This window comes from Streptomyces sp. NPDC005805 (genome assembly GCF_040630445.1).
In the GTDB taxonomy this organism is placed as follows: Bacteria; Actinomycetota; Actinomycetes; order Streptomycetales; family Streptomycetaceae; genus Streptomyces.
Window position 1 is genome coordinate 1 of the sequence record NZ_JBEXXN010000020.1, and the last position, 16,221, is coordinate 16,221.

Annotated in this window: 15 protein-coding genes and 1 pseudogene; 12 read left to right on the forward strand and 4 right to left on the reverse strand. The window is 69.2% G+C overall.

Annotated features, from left to right (window positions below; genetic code table 11):
• Window positions 1-736 precede the first annotated feature (736 nt).
• From ABZ457_RS13765 to ABZ457_RS13780, 4 genes are all read right to left on the reverse strand, one after another.
• Window positions 737-2,173, reverse strand: a complete 1,437-nt coding sequence (locus ABZ457_RS13765) for a tyrosine-type recombinase/integrase (protein ID WP_359157401.1) — start codon at window positions 2,171-2,173, stop codon at window positions 737-739.
• Window positions 2,174-2,293: 120 nt separating this feature from the next.
• Window positions 2,294-2,560 (reverse strand): helix-turn-helix domain-containing protein, encoded by a 267-nt coding sequence (locus tag ABZ457_RS13770; protein ID WP_023416965.1) that lies wholly within the window; start codon window positions 2,558-2,560, stop codon window positions 2,294-2,296.
• 391 nt (window positions 2,561-2,951) lie between these two features.
• Window positions 2,952-3,839 (reverse strand): aminoglycoside phosphotransferase family protein, encoded by an 888-nt coding sequence (locus tag ABZ457_RS13775; protein ID WP_037787063.1) that lies wholly within the window; start codon window positions 3,837-3,839, stop codon window positions 2,952-2,954.
• Entirely contained in the window at window positions 3,836-5,227 is a 1,392-nt protein-coding gene (locus ABZ457_RS13780; protein ID WP_023416963.1) for a helix-turn-helix transcriptional regulator, read from the reverse strand. Before ABZ457_RS13780 ends, ABZ457_RS13775 begins: the two co-directional genes overlap by 4 nt.
• Before the next feature lie 175 nt (window positions 5,228-5,402).
• Between ABZ457_RS13780 and ABZ457_RS13785 the strand changes: the two genes are divergently transcribed.
• The 12 genes and pseudogenes from ABZ457_RS13785 (at window position 5,403) to ABZ457_RS13840 (ending at window position 16,201) form a co-directional block, all read left to right on the forward strand.
• Window positions 5,403-5,876: an ATP-binding protein gene (locus ABZ457_RS13785; RefSeq protein WP_359157405.1), complete on the forward strand. Its 474-nt coding sequence runs from the start codon at window positions 5,403-5,405 to the stop codon at window positions 5,874-5,876.
• Window positions 5,877-5,915: 39 nt separating this feature from the next.
• Window positions 5,916-6,374, forward strand: coding sequence for a DUF6415 family natural product biosynthesis protein (locus tag ABZ457_RS13790; protein ID WP_023416961.1), 459 nt, complete (start codon window positions 5,916-5,918; stop codon window positions 6,372-6,374).
• A pseudogene (locus ABZ457_RS13795) lies at window positions 6,368-6,834 on the forward strand (DUF6302 family protein). The gene ABZ457_RS13790 and the pseudogene ABZ457_RS13795 overlap by 7 nt, the downstream one beginning before the upstream one ends.
• A gap of 44 nt (window positions 6,835-6,878) precedes the next feature.
• Complete coding sequence (locus tag ABZ457_RS13800; RefSeq protein ID WP_161254874.1) at window positions 6,879-7,079, forward strand: DUF5999 family protein; 201 nt, start codon at window positions 6,879-6,881, stop codon at window positions 7,077-7,079.
• A complete protein-coding gene (locus ABZ457_RS13805; RefSeq protein ID WP_023416958.1) occupies window positions 7,076-7,741 on the forward strand; it encodes a hypothetical protein in 666 nt (221 codons plus the stop codon). Before ABZ457_RS13800 ends, ABZ457_RS13805 begins: the two co-directional genes overlap by 4 nt.
• A 205-nt stretch (window positions 7,742-7,946) precedes the next feature.
• The gene (gene fxlM / locus ABZ457_RS13810; protein WP_359157409.1) at window positions 7,947-9,185 is read left to right on the forward strand and encodes a methyltransferase, FxLD system; all 1,239 of its coding nucleotides are present in this window, start codon (window positions 7,947-7,949) and stop codon (window positions 9,183-9,185) included.
• A 52-nt stretch (window positions 9,186-9,237) separates the two neighbouring features.
• On the forward strand, window positions 9,238-9,441 hold the full coding sequence (fxlA, locus tag ABZ457_RS13815; protein ID WP_161254880.1) for an FxLD family lanthipeptide: 204 nt from the start codon (window positions 9,238-9,240) through the stop codon (window positions 9,439-9,441).
• Window positions 9,442-9,533: 92 nt separating this feature from the next.
• A complete protein-coding gene (locus ABZ457_RS13820) occupies window positions 9,534-12,596 on the forward strand; it encodes a lantibiotic dehydratase (protein ID WP_359157411.1) in 3,063 nt (1,020 codons plus the stop codon).
• Entirely contained in the window at window positions 12,593-13,822 is a 1,230-nt protein-coding gene (locus ABZ457_RS13825) for a lanthionine synthetase C family protein (RefSeq protein WP_359157413.1), read from the forward strand. The genes ABZ457_RS13820 and ABZ457_RS13825 overlap by 4 nt, the downstream gene beginning before the upstream one ends.
• Window positions 13,804-14,808, forward strand: a complete 1,005-nt coding sequence (locus tag ABZ457_RS13830) for a thiopeptide-type bacteriocin biosynthesis protein (RefSeq protein ID WP_359157415.1) — start codon at window positions 13,804-13,806, stop codon at window positions 14,806-14,808. Before ABZ457_RS13825 ends, ABZ457_RS13830 begins: the two co-directional genes overlap by 19 nt.
• Window positions 14,805-15,653 (forward strand): sugar nucleotide-binding protein, encoded by an 849-nt coding sequence (locus ABZ457_RS13835; protein WP_359157417.1) that lies wholly within the window; start codon window positions 14,805-14,807, stop codon window positions 15,651-15,653. The genes ABZ457_RS13830 and ABZ457_RS13835 overlap by 4 nt, the downstream gene beginning before the upstream one ends.
• Window positions 15,654-15,691: 38 nt before the next feature.
• Window positions 15,692-16,201, forward strand: coding sequence for a topology modulation protein (locus ABZ457_RS13840; RefSeq protein WP_359157420.1), 510 nt, complete (start codon window positions 15,692-15,694; stop codon window positions 16,199-16,201).
• Window positions 16,202-16,221 lie beyond the last annotated feature (20 nt).

Genomic DNA, 16,221 nt, shown 5'->3' on the forward strand with positions numbered 1-16,221 from the left:
GGCCGCCTGACACCCGTCGAATACGAGACCGTCATGACCACACCGGACCTCCAGGCCGCGTGACCAAACCTGTCACCCGAACCTGCACCAGACCCACCCGAGGGTTTCTCCTCATGCGGGCGCCTTCCATGAAATAGGAGCCCCACCGAAGAGATCCTTCGGCGGGGCTCCTGTGGCCTTTAGGTGCTGAGGTTGAAAGGGTGGGGTGACAGAGTCGCGGGGACTCCAGCCTCAACCCGGTCCCGGCGATGAATCCGTCGAGAACTGCAGGCGTTCTACCTGGTCATCGCTGCGCTGACACGGCAAGCCTCAGGCATCCTCGGACACCAGAGCCGCTCGGCTGCCTTGGCGCCAGGCGGCGTGCCAGGGCGTACGCCGACTTCCGCGACATCCGTAGCCTGTGGGCCGCCTCCGGCGGCCGCACCTCTTGCTCGAATTCCCCACGGCCTCGGAGCGCACCGCTTCTCGCTCCGCCCGCCCCGCAACGGTCAGGCCGCCGCTATCCGCATACCTCATGACGAGCATGTAGCACCGCCAACACCCGCTGTCACCACACCCTTGCACCTCAGCGGGAAGTCTGCTCGGAAGGCGGCCGAGGGTGCCCGACTTGTTGGCCGGTGTGGTGAAAACGAAGCCTTCAAAGTCGGCCCAAGCTGTAAACGGCTCTCCGCCTCTGCGTGAGGTGGCTGGGTGGGTGACAGGTGTGGCCGTGCGGACGAGGCATTCTGACGAAACCTCAGCACTCGATGATGTTCACCGCGAGCCCGCCCCGCGCCGTCTCTTTGTACTTCACGGACATGTCTGCCCCCTGCCCTGCTAGGCGCTTGACCTGCACGTTCGAGGGCAGCGGAGTGGTCCGCCACGACAGTAGGGACTTCTCAGGGACTTTCGGCCGGGAGGGGTCCTGCAGCCAGGCGTCCATGGCGGCGACGCCTCGTTGCCCCGCGCCAGGCATGAAGTGAGCGTAGTGGTCGAGCGTGACCTTCGGTGTCGAGTGCCCGAGCCACTTGGAGAGGCTGACGATCGACTCGCCGGCCTCCAACTGGACGCTCGCGTAGGTGTGGCGAAGGACGTGGAACATGTCCTCGCGTGGGGCGGCGTAGCGGGGCACCCGACGAATCCGGTTGCCGTCGTGGCGCACCTTCTCGCCCACGGGTGTGATCAGCCCGGCGGCGGCGAGGGCACGCTTCCAGCTGCGGTCGTTCCAGGTCCGGTAGTAGATGCGGTTGCCGTGTGACGAGGTGAGGATCAGGTCGACCGTAATCGGCTTGCGCTGGCGCTCTTCGAGTGCAGTGGTGGGCGCCTCTGGGTTCCGCCAGGGCAGCGTGCAGGAAGTCGACGGGAACCGGCGGAAGTGAGCTCGGGCCCGGAGCGCGAGATTGGTCGGCAGGGGGACCTCGCGGATCTTGCGCCCCTTGGGGAGCGAGAAGTAGGGGCGCCCCTTGATATCCCACCTGAGCTGGCGGCGGACGTGGACGACTCCAGCCGCGAAGTCGAAGTCCTCTTCGGCGAGACCGAATGCTTCGCCTTGGCGCAGCCCGAGGCCGATGCCAAGGTCGACAGCGATCTGGTAGCGGTCCTGCAACTTCGCGCGGACGGCATCGACGACCTCACGTGACCACGCCTTGGCCTTGCTGTCGATCGCTCGTGGGGGCTTGACACTGTTCTTCATCTTCATCGGGTTGCGCAGCAGACGCTGGTCGTCGACGGCACTGCCGAGGATCGAGGACAGGTGTCCCCAGATCACCTCGGCCGTCGACTCCTCGACCCTCGTGAGCAGTCCGGCCTTGAAGGTTCGTAGAGCGGAGGCGTCGATCTCACGCAGGGCGTAGTCGCCCATCAACGGGATGATGTGATTCCAGATGCGGCTGCGCATCGGGTCCGCCGTCGAGGGCTCGTCGGAGCGGCCCGCCCACCAGTACTCGGCGATGTAATCGACGAGAAGGATTTCCCCCTTGCGGGGATCGACGAACTCGCCACGGCTGGAGTCCGTCTTGGCGCTGGCGAGCCACCGCTTCGCGTCCTCGCTCGTGTGGAACGACCGGTCCTGGATACCGGGAATCCCCTTCACCCGGTAGCGCTTCCCGCTGCCGTAGATCGCGGTCCGCTCCCGCTTCCCGGTCAGCTTGTCGGGGCGCTTCTTCAGCCATCGGTCTTCTATGTAACCCGCCATGACGGGGCCCTCCAGTGGTGCGTGATCATGAGCTGGTCGGTGCTAACGCGATCTGCGGCGCGATCCAATCCCCGTGCGGAGGACTTCTTCTCGGGGAGACCGGACGCGTGAGCCACCGCGCTACTTCACGGCCTTCGAGCGCTGTTGCGGCTTCCGGTTCAGCGGGTCAAGGGCGCGGTTGGAGCGGGAGTCCGCTCGCTCCTGATCGCGGACCCACTCGTCGAGCGCCGTGATCCGGTACATCACACGCCGTCCCATGCGGAAGCTGGGAGGCCCCTGTCGGCGGTGTCGCCAGACGTACAACGTGTTGGGGGAGATACCGAGGTATTCGGCAGCCCTGGGGAGGGTCAAGAAGGCGGTCTGGGATGCTGCCCGCGGCTCTGACATGCGTCGACTCCTGTCGTGTGGCGATGACAGGACGAGATTCCGGAGAAAGAGCGAGTTGGACGAACCGGATTCCTGGGATAGAAGGGATCAGCCGACGTCCGCAGCGCCGTCGATCGGCCTGATACCTCGAACAGGGATCTGAGAGGCGGGAGGTTCACGGGGTGCGGCCCGCTGAATCAGTTGGTCCTGCAACGCCGACAGCCAGCGGCGACGCGCACCACGATCAGCTCAGAGCCCTCTGATCACGCGCTACAGCCCGAGTTACTCAGCGGTGGGCAAGATGATGGGCGAGTACTGCGCCTGTGGTCCGTGGTGGAGCGTCGTCCTGACCGTGGGGTGGGGAGCGGCCGGGGTGTTCGATCCGGCCCGGACGGTGGTGGAGACACGCGTCTCAGAGGATTCCCGTCCACGACCACGGCCGCGGGCCGGATCGACCACGAAGACAGTCGATCCGATACTGCGCCTGGCTCCTCCACTCCGCGTTGTTGGCTGCGTGCTGCGCTGCGTACGTCACCATGCGCAGCTCACGGGCGCGCGCGAGGACGGGATAGCCCTCCCACGCCGTCACGTCGTACCCGTACACCGCGCAGAAGCGGTCGTACTCGCGTGCGCTGACGGCGCCCGTGGTCTTCGCGCGCACGGCAGTGGACACGAGATCCCACTCCGGGGGCCCGACAGAAAAGCGCTCCAGGTCCATCATCAGGACCCCATCAGCCGTGCGGACGATGTTGCCGGGCCAGGCATCACCGTGCACAGCCCGATCGGGGAGACCGGTCGGCCGCTCGGCCCAAGCCGCTACGAGGTCGCGGTGAAGGGAGTGCAGCCACTGCTTGTCGTCGTCGCGGATCGTGGTGGCCGCGTGCAGCCGTTCGCCGACCCGGACGAAGGGGTCGAGGTACCCCAGGTCGATTGCTGGCGTGGGCAGGGAGTGGAGCCTCGCGAGGAGTTCAGCGACATCCTCAACCGAGCCGTGCTGCTGCGGCGGCAGTTCCACCCAGAAGGTCACGGGTCTGCCGTCTGACTCGACCGGCTGCTCCACGTCGACCAGCCGAACAGCCGGGACGTTCTCCTGGGCAAGCCAACGCGCGACTCGGACCTCACGAGCCGCCGCGTCGCTCTGGCCCGCCCGTGATATCCGTACGATCACCCGCCTGCCGGGCAGCCGCCATATCTGGTTCTCGGCCAGGCGAAGAGGTTCCGCTCCGTCGGAGTCCAATCCGACTGCGGAGCATGCTTGCTTCAGGACATGACGCGCCGGTGCGGCTGCCGAAGAAGTCATGCCGAAACCGTAGCGGCGATCCGATCTCGCAGCGCCGAAACCTCCTGGACGGTCCGATGCTTCGAGGCGAAGCGGCCGAGCTGCCGCAGGTCGTCGGCAGCTCGCCGGGAGGTGAGCCGGCCTACCTCGTTGAGGGCGTCGTGGCCGAGCGCCGCCGCCTTGCGCGGGTCGCCCTTGGCCATGAGCAGAGAGGCCAGCTTGGTCCGCGAGATCGCCCGGGACCGTTTGTAGGCGTCTGTGTGTCCCTTCACCGCTGTGTCGAATCGGCGCGCGGCCCGGCCCGGGTCCTGTCCGGCGAGGAGCGCGAGATCGAACAGAGCGTGAGCCGTGTCCCCGTTGTGCTGCGCCTCGTCGTAGTAGGCCATCCACGACGGGTCCTCGGCGGGCCGGGCCCGGGTGAATGCCTCGTCCGCGGCGCCGACGGCCGCCATGGTGTCGCGGACGTTCCCCATCTTCCCGAAGGCCCTGGCCCGCGCCGTGTGAAGCATCGCCTGCTCTGTCGCCGTCAAGCGGTCGGAGCGCACGAGCCCCTTCTCGGCGTAGGTGAGGCCGTCATCGGGGGCTCCGATCCATACGGCTTGCCGTGCGAGGAACGAGTACGTCTTGGCCCGCAGATGCCAGTCGCCGGCCTCCTCGGCGCAATCCGCTGCGAATCGGAACGTCTTGGTGGCTTCGTCGTGGTGGTAGGCGTCGAAGGCAGAGGCGCCGACCACGATGCCGAGGCGCGATACGGCGGCGAACAGGTCGGTTCGTAGGTGCTCGGGGAACTGCGCTTGCAGCAGGCCGGCCGACCACTGCATCGCTCGGGCGGCCACGTCACGTACCACGCCCCCGCCGCCCAGCTTGTTGTCCATGCCGCTGAGGGCGTTGGCCACGGCCAAGACCTGGTCGACGTGGCTCGGGTTGACGTGGGACGGGAGAGACAGCTCGGCGGGCGCGAAGGCATCGGTGAAGCTGAGAGGGGCTATGGCGGCGAGGCCGCCGATTCCGAGGAACGAGCGTCGAATCACGGGCTCATGGCTCCCAGGGCGAAGAGTCGGTTCGTCTCTGCCCAGGATGCGGCCTGCGGGCGCCTGAACGCGCACCTCCCCCCGGCGCGGGGGAGCCTTATCGGCATCAGCCCGCTTTTTATCGGCATCGCCGTCGCCGAATACCATCGGCCACGCCCGGTCAAGGAGCCCACCCGTGCCGAGGGCGTCATCGAGCCGCTGCACCACGTCGCGACGACAGCTCGGGTACTTGCCCTTCTCGATTGACAAGATCATGTCGTCGCTGACCTGCACTAACCGACCAAGCGCCTTGGCAGACAGCCCCTGCTCCAGGCGCAGTCTGCGCAGCTCGCTGCCGAACCACTCCTGGGGGGACGCCCCCGGATCGAGCTGCTTCATTGGCTGCGGCATGTCCTGTCCCCGAAGTCGTCGATGCCGAACTCTTCACCTCTCGGCATCAGGCTCTGCACGTTCTCGGTGCGCTCTGCCTAAATGGTTGCTGATCGGTTCCAGACCAGTACACACCGCAACCCACCCCTGCTGAAGGGGTTATGGCAGAACGGAGGAACCAGCGATGGAACTACTCGTCGACACCCGCGAGTCGGATGCTTCTGTTCGAGCCACGTCCAGAAGTGTGGACGGCCAACTCGACATGAGTTTCAACGTCCGGGCCGAAGACCTGGGAACCGTCCGGGACATCGTCGCGGCGCATCTGTGCTGGTGGCGCATCGACACCGGCACCGCGCACCGCATGCTGACCGTGGTCAACGAACTCCTCACCAACGTCTTGCAGCACACCTCCGCGGGCGCCGACGGATGCCGTATGGCCAGCCTGCTCCTCCAGAAGGTGCCGGACGGCGTCACCGCCATCGTCCGCGACCAGGACCCCTGCCCGCCTGTGTACGCGTCTCCGGACCTCCTGGCCGAAGAGGGGCGCGGCCTGATGCTGCTGCGTGCCCTGGCCGACGACACGTCCCTGTCCGTGACCCCGACGGGCAAGGACGTGTGGGTCTTCATAGGGACCCCGGAACCCACCGAGCACTTCTAGCCCCCACGGCCGGCACTTGGCCCTCTCCAGGAGTACCCGATGTCCCTCACCGTTCTGGTTCCGGAGAACGACGTGGTTCCCCCGCCAGCCGACGAGCCCCGCACACCGCAGTGGACACCCCCACTCGATGCAGAGGGCTTGAGGTCCGTCCTGGATCGGATCAAGAACTGGAGGCCGCTCGATGTGGAGGCGGTCTTTGACGACCTTGACACGACGATCGGCAATCAGCCGCCGCCCGTCGCGACGAGCGACGCCCTGGTCGACCGCCTCCGTGGCCACTTGAAGCAGCTCAGCGACATCGCCGTCGCGGACGGGCGGTACCCGCCCACCGCGGAGATGGTCCAACTCGTTGAGCGAGGTCGCTCCCTCCGGGATGAGCCCACGCCGGCCGACTACCAGCGAGCCGTCGGTCTCGCTCGCCGCCTGGCCTTCGTGACGTCCGACCTGATCGAAGCGCTGATCGAAGCTCGCTACATCAAGGGGCAGCTCGAATGCTGACCGCCGCCGCAACGCTGCCGCGCCACTCCGCTGCCGTCTCCCTTCGTCCGGCTGCGGAAGCGTACGACTACGCGCACTTCCGCAGCCGTCTCGCCGAACCTGCTCTCCTCACGGACGCCGTGGCAGTCCGTGTCTTCCGGGCGCCGCTCCTCGCGGTTCCCGTCGGCGGGCCGCGCCGCGGTGGATACATGTCCTTCGACCTGCTGACCCCGCGACGGAGACGCACGTCCTCCTCGCGGAGCACCCCGGCTTCCCGCGCCTGCGCGTTCGATCGTCGCCGTACCGCGACACCTGCCACACCGTCGAGTGGGGCGACGCCGCACCCGATTGGCGGGAGGACGACGCGGTCTTCGGACGCTTCTACGGCTACAGCGAAGCCGCGATAGCCGCCTTCACTCGGCGGCACCACCAGACTCCCTCTTCGGCCGTGCTCGAACCGTGTTCCCCCACGGCACCGTAGCTGGCCGAAGAGGGCCCGACTTCCCACCCGAGAGGACGAGCACCATGTGTGCGCACAATCCGCCGTGCCCCACGGCTGAGGCTCCCGACAGGGAGGCCGCGCGGCCCCTCGCGCATCGGCCTGAGCAGGGCTGGAGCCTGCTGTGCAACGGAGTGCTCCTCTTCGAGGACACCGGTGAGCTACTGCCGGACGGCCAGGTCATCGCCCCGCACCGCGCCCTCAACGTGGCGAGGGCAGCCGCGTGAAGCGGACCAGCGCGGCGCCTCGGCTCGTCCCGTACATCACCCAGCGAGAGGGCGAGTACGGCGGGCTGGAGTCGGAACTCACGCTGAGCATGAACGCTTTCGGCGCCGTGCGTCTCGCCTACCAGGACGAGACCCCGGCTGACCGCGGGCCCCGCGGCGAGCTGTGGGCCCGGTGCTCCCAGTCGCTGAACGCGGCTGGGAAGCCGACGGGCAAGCCGCAGTGGCGCATGGTCAACCCCGCCCGGCAGCGGGAGGCGATGGAGCAGCTTCGGTGCCAGGTCAGCTTCTGCCCGGCCGAGACCGACCAGGGCTACATCTTCCTCGCCGGGAATTCGGAGGGCGCTTCCCACCGCGCCGGTGAGCCGGTGAGGACGGCCCAGCCGCCGGTGTGCCTGAAGCACCTGCGGCCGGCCATAGAGCTGTGCCCGCATCTACGGAAGGGGCACATCGCCTTCCGCGCGCGGGCGACGTCCCCCTGGGGCGTCATCGGCACCCGGTACCGCCTCACCGCCACCGGCCTGGAACCCCTTCCCGCCGACGACGATGACGCGCCCGTGGCGTACGGGCACCCCCAGTCGGGCTGGTTCCTGGCGAGTCAACTCATAAGCGAACTGCGGGACTACGAGGTCGTCAATCTGGACGATCTTGTACCCGCCGCCTAGACGGCCGCCCGGGGCCCTGAGTGATACGGACGGGGCTCCTGGGCGGCTTACCACCGGCGCCGAGCCCTTCGCGCGCCGTCCGGCACGAAACCGCCGACCTTCGGAGGTCCGGCAAGAACGGAGAGCGTTCGCCGATAGCCTCCCGGCCCGCCGGCACACCGTGCCGACCTACCCCCTCCCTGAACACGAACGACCGAAGGAAGCCATGACGAACACGACCGTCGAGTCCGACGAGGCGACCCGCCTGCGGAACAAGGTGGTGGACGAGCTGCGCGCGGACGGCAACATCTCCTCCTCGGAGATCGAAGCGGTGATGCGCAAGGTGCCCCGGCACGAGTTCACCCCCGCCGACACGCCGCTGGACAAGGCGTACGACACCTACGCCGCCGTGATCACCAAGACGGACGAACACGGGGTGCAGCTCAGCTCCGTCTCCGCGCCGCAGATCCAGGCCATGATGCTGGAGCAGGCCCAGGTGCAGCCCGGGATGCGGGTCCTGGAGATCGGCTCGGGCGGGCTGAACGCGGCCTACCTCGCCGAGCTCGTCGGCGACGACGGTGAAGTCGTCACCGTGGACATCGACCCCGTCGTCACCGACCGCGCGCGCCGGCTCCTGGACGAGCACGGCTACGGCCGGGTGCACGTCGTCACCGCCGACGCTGCCGAGCCCGTCCCGGACCTCGGCGAGGTCGACGTCGTGATGGTGACCGCCGGCGCCTGGGACATCTCCCCGGCCTGGACCGCGCAGCTCAAGCAGGGCGGCCGGCTCGTGGTGCCGCTGCGGATGCGCGGCCTGACCCGGTCGGTCTCCTTCATCCAGGTCAAGGGCGAGCACGGCCCCTACCTGGAGAGCGAGTCGGCGAAGATCTGTGGCTTCGTCCCGATGCAGGGCTCGAACGCCCACCGGGAAGAACTCCTCCTCGTCAACGGCACCCCGGGGATCGGCCTCAAGTTCGATGACGGCCTGCCGGCCGACCCGCACCGGCTCGACAACGCCGTCACGTTCCCGCGCCACGAGCTGTGGACCGGCGTCTCCGTCCGCATCCAGGAACTCATCGACACCCTCCAGATGGCGATGGCGATCAGCCTGCCGGGCTTCTGCACCATGGCCGTCGATGAGAACTCGGACACGGGCCTGGTCGACCCCGTGAACAAGCGGTTCGCGCTCGCGGCCGTCGAGGACGACACCTTCGCCTACCTCGTCACCCGCCGCACTGAGGACAACAAGCACCTGGAGTACGGCGTGCACGCCCTCGGCCCGCACGCGGAGCAGTTCGCCGACAAGATCGCCGGTGTGCTCCGCGACTGGGAGGCCAACCGACGCGGCGGCCCCAGCCCGGTCATCCGGGTCTATCCGGCTGGCACCCCCGATGAGCAGATCCCGGCCGACCGGGTCATCGACAAGGTGCACAGCCGGATCTCGCTCTCCTGGCCCTCGGCGTAACGCAGGGAGTCAGGTCATCCCGCACCACCCCAACGAGAAGAAGGGCACCAACATGACGAGCGCCACTCTCGCCCCGCCCCCGGTCGCGCCCGCGGCGTCGGCGGACCTGGACGACGACTTCGCGCCCCTGGACGTGAAGGTCGTCATCGCCGAGCACTCGTACGGCCACCTCATGTGCTCGACGGGCGACGGCTGCGGCACCACCTGCGCGACCGGTGCCTCCGCCTGCGGTTCCTTCACCGAGGACCCGGCCTGATCCAGGCCGACCTCCTCACCTGTGGCCGGGCGAAGGGCTTCGCCCGGCCACAGGCCCCCCTCTCCTCCCGCGCCGCCTCATGGAAGGGCCTCATGGCTTCCCGAGCAGCCGCCGGATACCTGTGGCAAGGCGTTGCGATGCTGCGCGCCACCACCAGCCCCGGGCCGGCAGACATTCCTCGTACCCTCGACCTGGACAACGTGGCCGTCACCCGCGGATGGCTGAACCGCATCTGGCAGCGCGAGGACTTCCGCCGCGCGCTGGAGTTGGCCACCCCCGTTCTGTCCGACGCCATTGAGGCCGTCGTCCGGGGCCGGCAGACCGAGCCCCGTCAGGTGCGCCGCACCGCACTGTCGACGGTCTCTTACCTCCTTCGGTGGCAGCACCGGCCGACCCCGCTCGGCCTGTTCGCCGGCATCGCCCCGGTCTCCGTCGGGCCCCGGGCGAGTGCACGGTGGCGCGACAAGCACCGTGCGGTGATCCGGCCGGACGCCGAATGGGTCACCGACATGGTCCTCCGGCTCCAGCGCACCACGGCGTTGCTGAAGCGGTTACCGGTCGTCGCCAACAACGCCGCCCGCGCTCGCGGTGACCGGCTTGTGGCGCCGGGTCCGCCCTCCGACGGCCACGCCGTCCTCCTAGCCCCGGTCGAGATATCCGTGCGCAACGCCCGGCCGGTGGCCGCAGCCATGGAAGCGGCCTGCACCCCCGTCCCCTACAGCGGTCTCCACGGCGACCTGCGCGCCCGCTTTCCGCAGGCCGCTCCGGAGAAGATCGACGCACTTCTCGCCAGCCTGGTCGAGCAGCAGTTCCTCATCACCAGTCTGTGGGCGCCCATGACCACCGTGGACGCCTTCCAGCACCTGTGCCACGAACTGGACCGGCTCCAAGCGGACAGCATCCCCGAAGTGCGGGACCTGGTCCACGAGCTGTACGCCCTGCGCGACGAGCTGTCCGCCCACCAGCCGACCCTCTCCGACACCAGCGTGAGCACCGTCGCCACGCGGATGCGTGCCCTCACCCCCGTCACGCCGACACCGCTGCTCATTGACACCGCCCTCGACTGCGAGACCACGCTCCCGCAGTCCGTGATCGCGGAAGCGCAAGCAGCCGTCTCGGCGCTCTACCGCACCACCCCGCAGCCCTACGGCTACCAGCACTGGCGCGACTACCACCGCCGCTTCCGGGCCCGGTACGGCGTCGGCGCCCTGGTGCCGGTGATGGATCTGGTCGCCGACAGCGGCCTGGGCCTGCCCGCCGGATACGTCGGCTCCGAACGCGGCGCCGCCCTGAAGGTGCGCACCGACCGCGACGAACTGCTGCTCGCGATGATGCAGCAGGTCCTCCTCGGCGGCGGCCGTGAACTGCGGCTGACGGACGACATGGTCGATGCCCTGGAGAAGGCCGCCGGGAAGGACGAGCGGCTGTTCGTCCCCCGGGTGGAGGTCGCCTTCGAAGTGCACTCCTCCAGCACCCGGGCACTCTCCAGCGGCGCCTTCGACATCCTCCTCACCGCAGTCCCCCGGCCCGGCAGCAGCATGGCCGGCCGGTTCGCCCACGCCCTGCCGCCCGAGCATCAGGACGCGCTCGCCGCCACGTACCACGGAGCGCCGCACAGCCTCACGGCGCAGCTCGTCTTCCCACCGCGCCGCCACCGCAACGAGAACGTCACCCGCACGCCGCGGCTGCTGCCCCACGTCATCGAGCTGTCCGGCCACCAGAAGACAGACGAGACGACGATCCCGCTCGCCGACATCGCCGTCATCGCCGACCCGCGCAGCTTCCACCTCGTACAACTCTCCACCGGCCGACGCATCGACGTCCGGGTCCTGCACGCCCTGGAAGGCGGCACGCAGACCCCGCCGCTCGCCCGGTTCCTCGCCGAAGTAGCGAACGGACGGTTCGCCGCCTACAAGCCGTTCGACTTCGGCGCCGGCTCCCGGCTCCCGTTCCTCCCGCGGGTGCGTTACCGCCGCACCATCCTCACGCAGGCCCGATGGCTGCTGATGGCCGACGACCTGCCCGGCCGCAAAGCCACGACCGAGGAGTGGGAGAACGCCCTCGCCGTCTGGCGGAACCGGCTGCGGGTCCCGGTGCAGGTCGCCGTCATCGAGTACGACCAGCGCCTCCCCCTCGACCTGTCCCACCCGGTCCACCGCCGGGCGCTGCGCGCGCACCTCGACAACGCCCGGCGCCTAGAGCTGCGCGAGGTCCCGGACGCAGACGCCCACGGCTGGATCGGGCGGGCGCACGAGATCTGGCTCTCCTTGGGCCGCTCGGAGCCGACCACCGAAGTACCCCGGCCGCGCCCCGCCTCGTCAGCGGCCCCCGACCGGCACCCTCCGGGCGCTGGCGACATACTCCTCGCGCAGCTCCACGCCCACCCACGCCGCTACGACGAGATCCTGAGCCGCCACCTCCCCAGCCTCCTCTCCGCGTTCGGCGATGCCCCACCGCTGTGGTGGTTCACCCGGCACCGGGAGATGGCCCGCCCGGAAGCCGACCAGCACCTCGACCTCACGCTGCACCTGCCGCCCGACGCGTACGGGGCGGCAGCCCAGCACGTCCGCAGGTGGGCCGACAGCCTCCACGGGGCCGGTCTGGCAGCCGGGCTCGTCCTGGCTCCCTACCAACCGCAGACCGGTCGCTTCGGCCACGGGCCCGCCATGGACGCCGCGCACCGGGTGTTCGCCGCGGATTCCGCCGCAGCCCTCGCGCAGATCCAGCTCACCGAGCGCACCGACGCGCTCGCCCCGCAGGCTCTCGCCGCGGCCAGCGCCCTGCACCTCGTCGCTTCCCTGGCGACGGACACCGCGGCGGCCGAGGAGTGGCTGGTGCGCAACCTCCCCCAGGGCACGGGACGGCTGAACCGGGATCTGCGCGCCCAGGTGCTCGAACTCGCCGCGCCGAACGGCAACTCCGTGCTCGAGGCCCTCCCCGGCGGCCCTGCGGTCGTCGAAGCGTGGCAGGCCAGCGCCGCTGCCGTCGACACCTACCGGACGGCCTTGACCGCCCACCGTGACCCGCTCGACGTCGCCCGGTCGCTCCTGCACCAGCACCACGTCCGGGCCCTGGGCGTCGACCCGCGCGCCGAGGAGACCACGATCCGGCTCGTACGGACCGCGGCCCTCCAGCACCGGATGGCGGTCCGATGACCGCGCCAACCGCCACCACCGCGACGATCCTCGAGCAGTACACCGCCCACCTCGCTCAACCAGCTCCTCCACCCCCGGACGAGCCTTGGTCGGTGCAGTCCCTCGCCGACGGCGCCGCCGGAATCAGCCTGCTGCACGTCGAGATGGCCAGCCGTCACGGCAGTTCCTGGCGCCCCGCCCACCGGTGGATCACCGCCGCAGCGGCCGGCCACATCAGCGCGGCCGACACCGCCGGGCTGTTCCTCGGCGCCCCGGCCCTGGGCTTCGTCCTCACCACCGTCCCGCCGCCCTTCCAGCACCTGTACGAACCGGCGCGGCGGACCCTGCACCAGCACATCACCGACCTGACCCACCGCCGCGTGGACGCCGCGCTCACCCGTATCCGCAAGGGCGACCTGCCCACGTTCGCCGAGTACGACCTCTTCTACGGCCTCACGGGCATCGGGGCGTACCTCCTGCGCGACGATCCCGAAGGGCTTCCGCTGAAACGAGTCCTGAAGTACCTCGTCGCCCTCACCCGCTCCCTCGCCCCCGACGACCGCGGCCTGCCGGGCTGGTGGGTCCGCCACGACCCGGCACGCGGCGAGTCCCCCCACTTCCCTGGCGGCCACGGCAACTTCGGCGCTGCCCACGGCATCACCGGCCCACTCCTCCTGCTGGCCCAGGCCATGCTGCGCGGCATCACCGTCAGCGGCCACCGCGAAGCCATCTGGAACATCTGCGAACACCTCGACACCTGGTGCCAGCTCAGCCCTTCCGGCCCCTGGTGGCCTGAGCACATCTCGCGACGCGACCTCGACCTCGGGCGCCCGCACCACGACGCTCCAGCCCGGCCGAGCTGGTGCTACGGAACCACGGGCATCGCGCGAGCCGGGCAACTCGCCGGCCTCGCTCTGCACGCCCTTGACGTCCAGGCGTTCTACGAGGATGCCCTGTACCGCGCCCTGACCGACCCTGAACAGCTCGCGCGCGTCACCGACCCCGGCCTGTGCCACGGCTGGGCAGGCATCTACCAGACCGCCACCCGCGCCGCAGCCGACGCCCTCGACCCCCGCCTTCACACCCTCCCGAAGGTCCTCGGCAACACCCTCGCAGCGAACGCCCAACCTGGCCTTCCCGAGCCCGGCCTGATCAACGGTGACGCCGGCACCGCGCTCGCCCTGACCACCCACGCCTCACAGCAGGCCCCGATCACCGGATGGGACGCATGTCTCTTGATCAACTGATCTTGATGGAGCCGAGCCCGATCCAGCGCGCGGTCGCCGCTGCCCTCACCGGGCTGCCGATCCCCGAGGTCGCAGCCCAGTACGGGATGGAAGCGGCGGTCCTGTCCGACGCCGTGGCGGTCTACGACCAGGCCGGCCGGGAGGCCCTGGCCCGACACGCCTCCACGGTCGACTGGTGGCAGGTGTACCTCCACTTCACCGACTGGACGAAAGCTGATGAGACCTTCACCGCGTTCGTCCTGCCCCTGCTTCGGGAGGCGGAGACCGCCGGTCTCATCGGTAGCTGGTGGTACACCAGAAAGCACCCCTGCTGGCGTCTGCGGCTCCGCGTCCAGCCCGCGGGCGGCACCAAGCTGAGCATCGGGGACCACTTCGACCACCTTGTCTCCGAAGGGCACCTTCAGCGTTGGTGGCCCGGCATCTACGAACCGGAGACTCCGGCGTTCGGCGGGGAAGTCAGCATGACGGCGGCGCACTCCCTGTTCGTCACCGACAGCCGCGAGATCCAGCGGTTGCGTCAGCGCTGCGGTCTCACCGTCGGGCCCAGGGAGTTGTCCGTCCTACTGTGCACGATCATGATGCGTGCAGCTCGGCTGGAGTGGTACGAGCAGGGCGATGTCTGGGACAGGGTCATAACAGCGGAACACCGATCGGCCGTCAGTGACGTTCCGGTGGAACGGCTCAACGCCCGAGCCCAGGAGATCCGTCCTCTGCTTCTCGCTGACAGCGACGCACTGCTGAACTCCGGTGGCCCACTGGAGCCCTTCGCCGAGTGGGCTGCCGCCTTCCGCAGCACCGGCCTGGCCCTCGCCCAGGGGGTTCAGGACGGAACACTCGACCGTGGGCTGAGGCAGGTGCTCAGCTACCACGTGATCTTCCACTGGAACCGACTCGGCCTGTCCATGCGAGGGCAGAGCATCCTGGCCTGGGCAGCCAAAGCGGCCATCCTGCAAGGCGTCGAGCAAGGGGAGAGCCAGCGCGCATGAAGACGCTCATCATCGGCGGCAGTGGATTTCTGGGGACCGAACTGATCAGGCAGGCGAGAGCGGCCGGGCATCGCACGGTCGCGACCTACCATGCGACCGCCCCCGCATTCACCTCCGAGACCGCGTGGTATCGCCTGGACCTTCGGGATGAGAAGGGTCTCGCCGTGGCGATGGCTGAGATACGCCCGAGTCTCATCATCAACGCATCCAGTGGGGGAGCGGACTGGGCGACTACGGCGGAGGCTCCCGTCCGGCTCGCGGTGGCCGCGAGGAGACACGGCAGTCGGTGCGTGCAGGTCTCAACCGATGCGGTGTTCTCCGGTACCGGCCGGGCTTGCTACGACGAGTCCTGCCTCCCGGACCCGATCACCACCTACGGCGCCGCCAAGGCCGCTGCGGAGACCGGCGTTCTCGCGGTGTACCCGGAAGCCGCCGTAGTCCGCACATCCCTGATCATCGGGCGCGGACGCTCCACGCACGAGCGCTTGGTGCACCAGCTCATCGCCGGTACCACCGAGGGAGTCCTGTTCACCGACGACATCCGCTGCCCCGTCCACGTCGCAGACCTCGCTGCCGCGCTGCTGGAGCTCGCTGAGAACGGCGCCGCAGGAGTGCAACACGCCGCTGGGGCCGACGCCGTCAGCCGCCACGAGCTCGGTGTCCTCATCGCACGGCGGGACGGTCTGGACGCTACCCGTCTGGCCGCCGGCCTGCGCGCTGACAGCAGGCTGCCGGGTCCACTCGACGTGCGCCTGGACAGTCGGACCACTCAGCACCTGTTGCGCACTCGTCTGCGCGGTGCGCACGAGTTCCTCGCCGCGTGCGAGGGTGAACCCCAGGGCTGACCAGACAGCGGTGAAGTCGGTCTCTACGATGGAGCACGATGAAGAAGGTCGCCGTCATCGGCTGCGGAGGCAGCGGCAAGTCTCACGTCGCCCGCGAGCTCGGCGGGATCCTCGACGCCCCGGTGACGCACCTGGACGCCGTGTTCTACGACGACGAGTGGAACGCGCTGCCCATGGACGAGTTCACCGACATACAGCGTGAGCTGGTCGCGCAGCCGCGGTGGGTGATCGACGGCAACTACAGCTCGACGCTGCAGGTGCGGCTCGAAGCCTGCGACACCGTGGTCCTGATGGACGTGTCGACCGTGGCGGCGCTGTACGGGATCCTCTCCCGGCAGGTCAGGCACGGGGCCGGGCACAAGGGCAACGGGGTGCACAACCGCATCCACTGGGACGTGGTCAAGTACGTTCTGACGTACCGGCGGAAGATGCGGCCCCGCGTCATGACGAAGATCGAGGAGTCCGGCTCCGGCACCGACGTGGTGCTGCTGGCCAACCGGCGCCAGACGAGGCGCTGGCTGCGGAAGGTGGCCGCCGAGCACTCGTGAACGGGGGGCGGTGCCCAGCC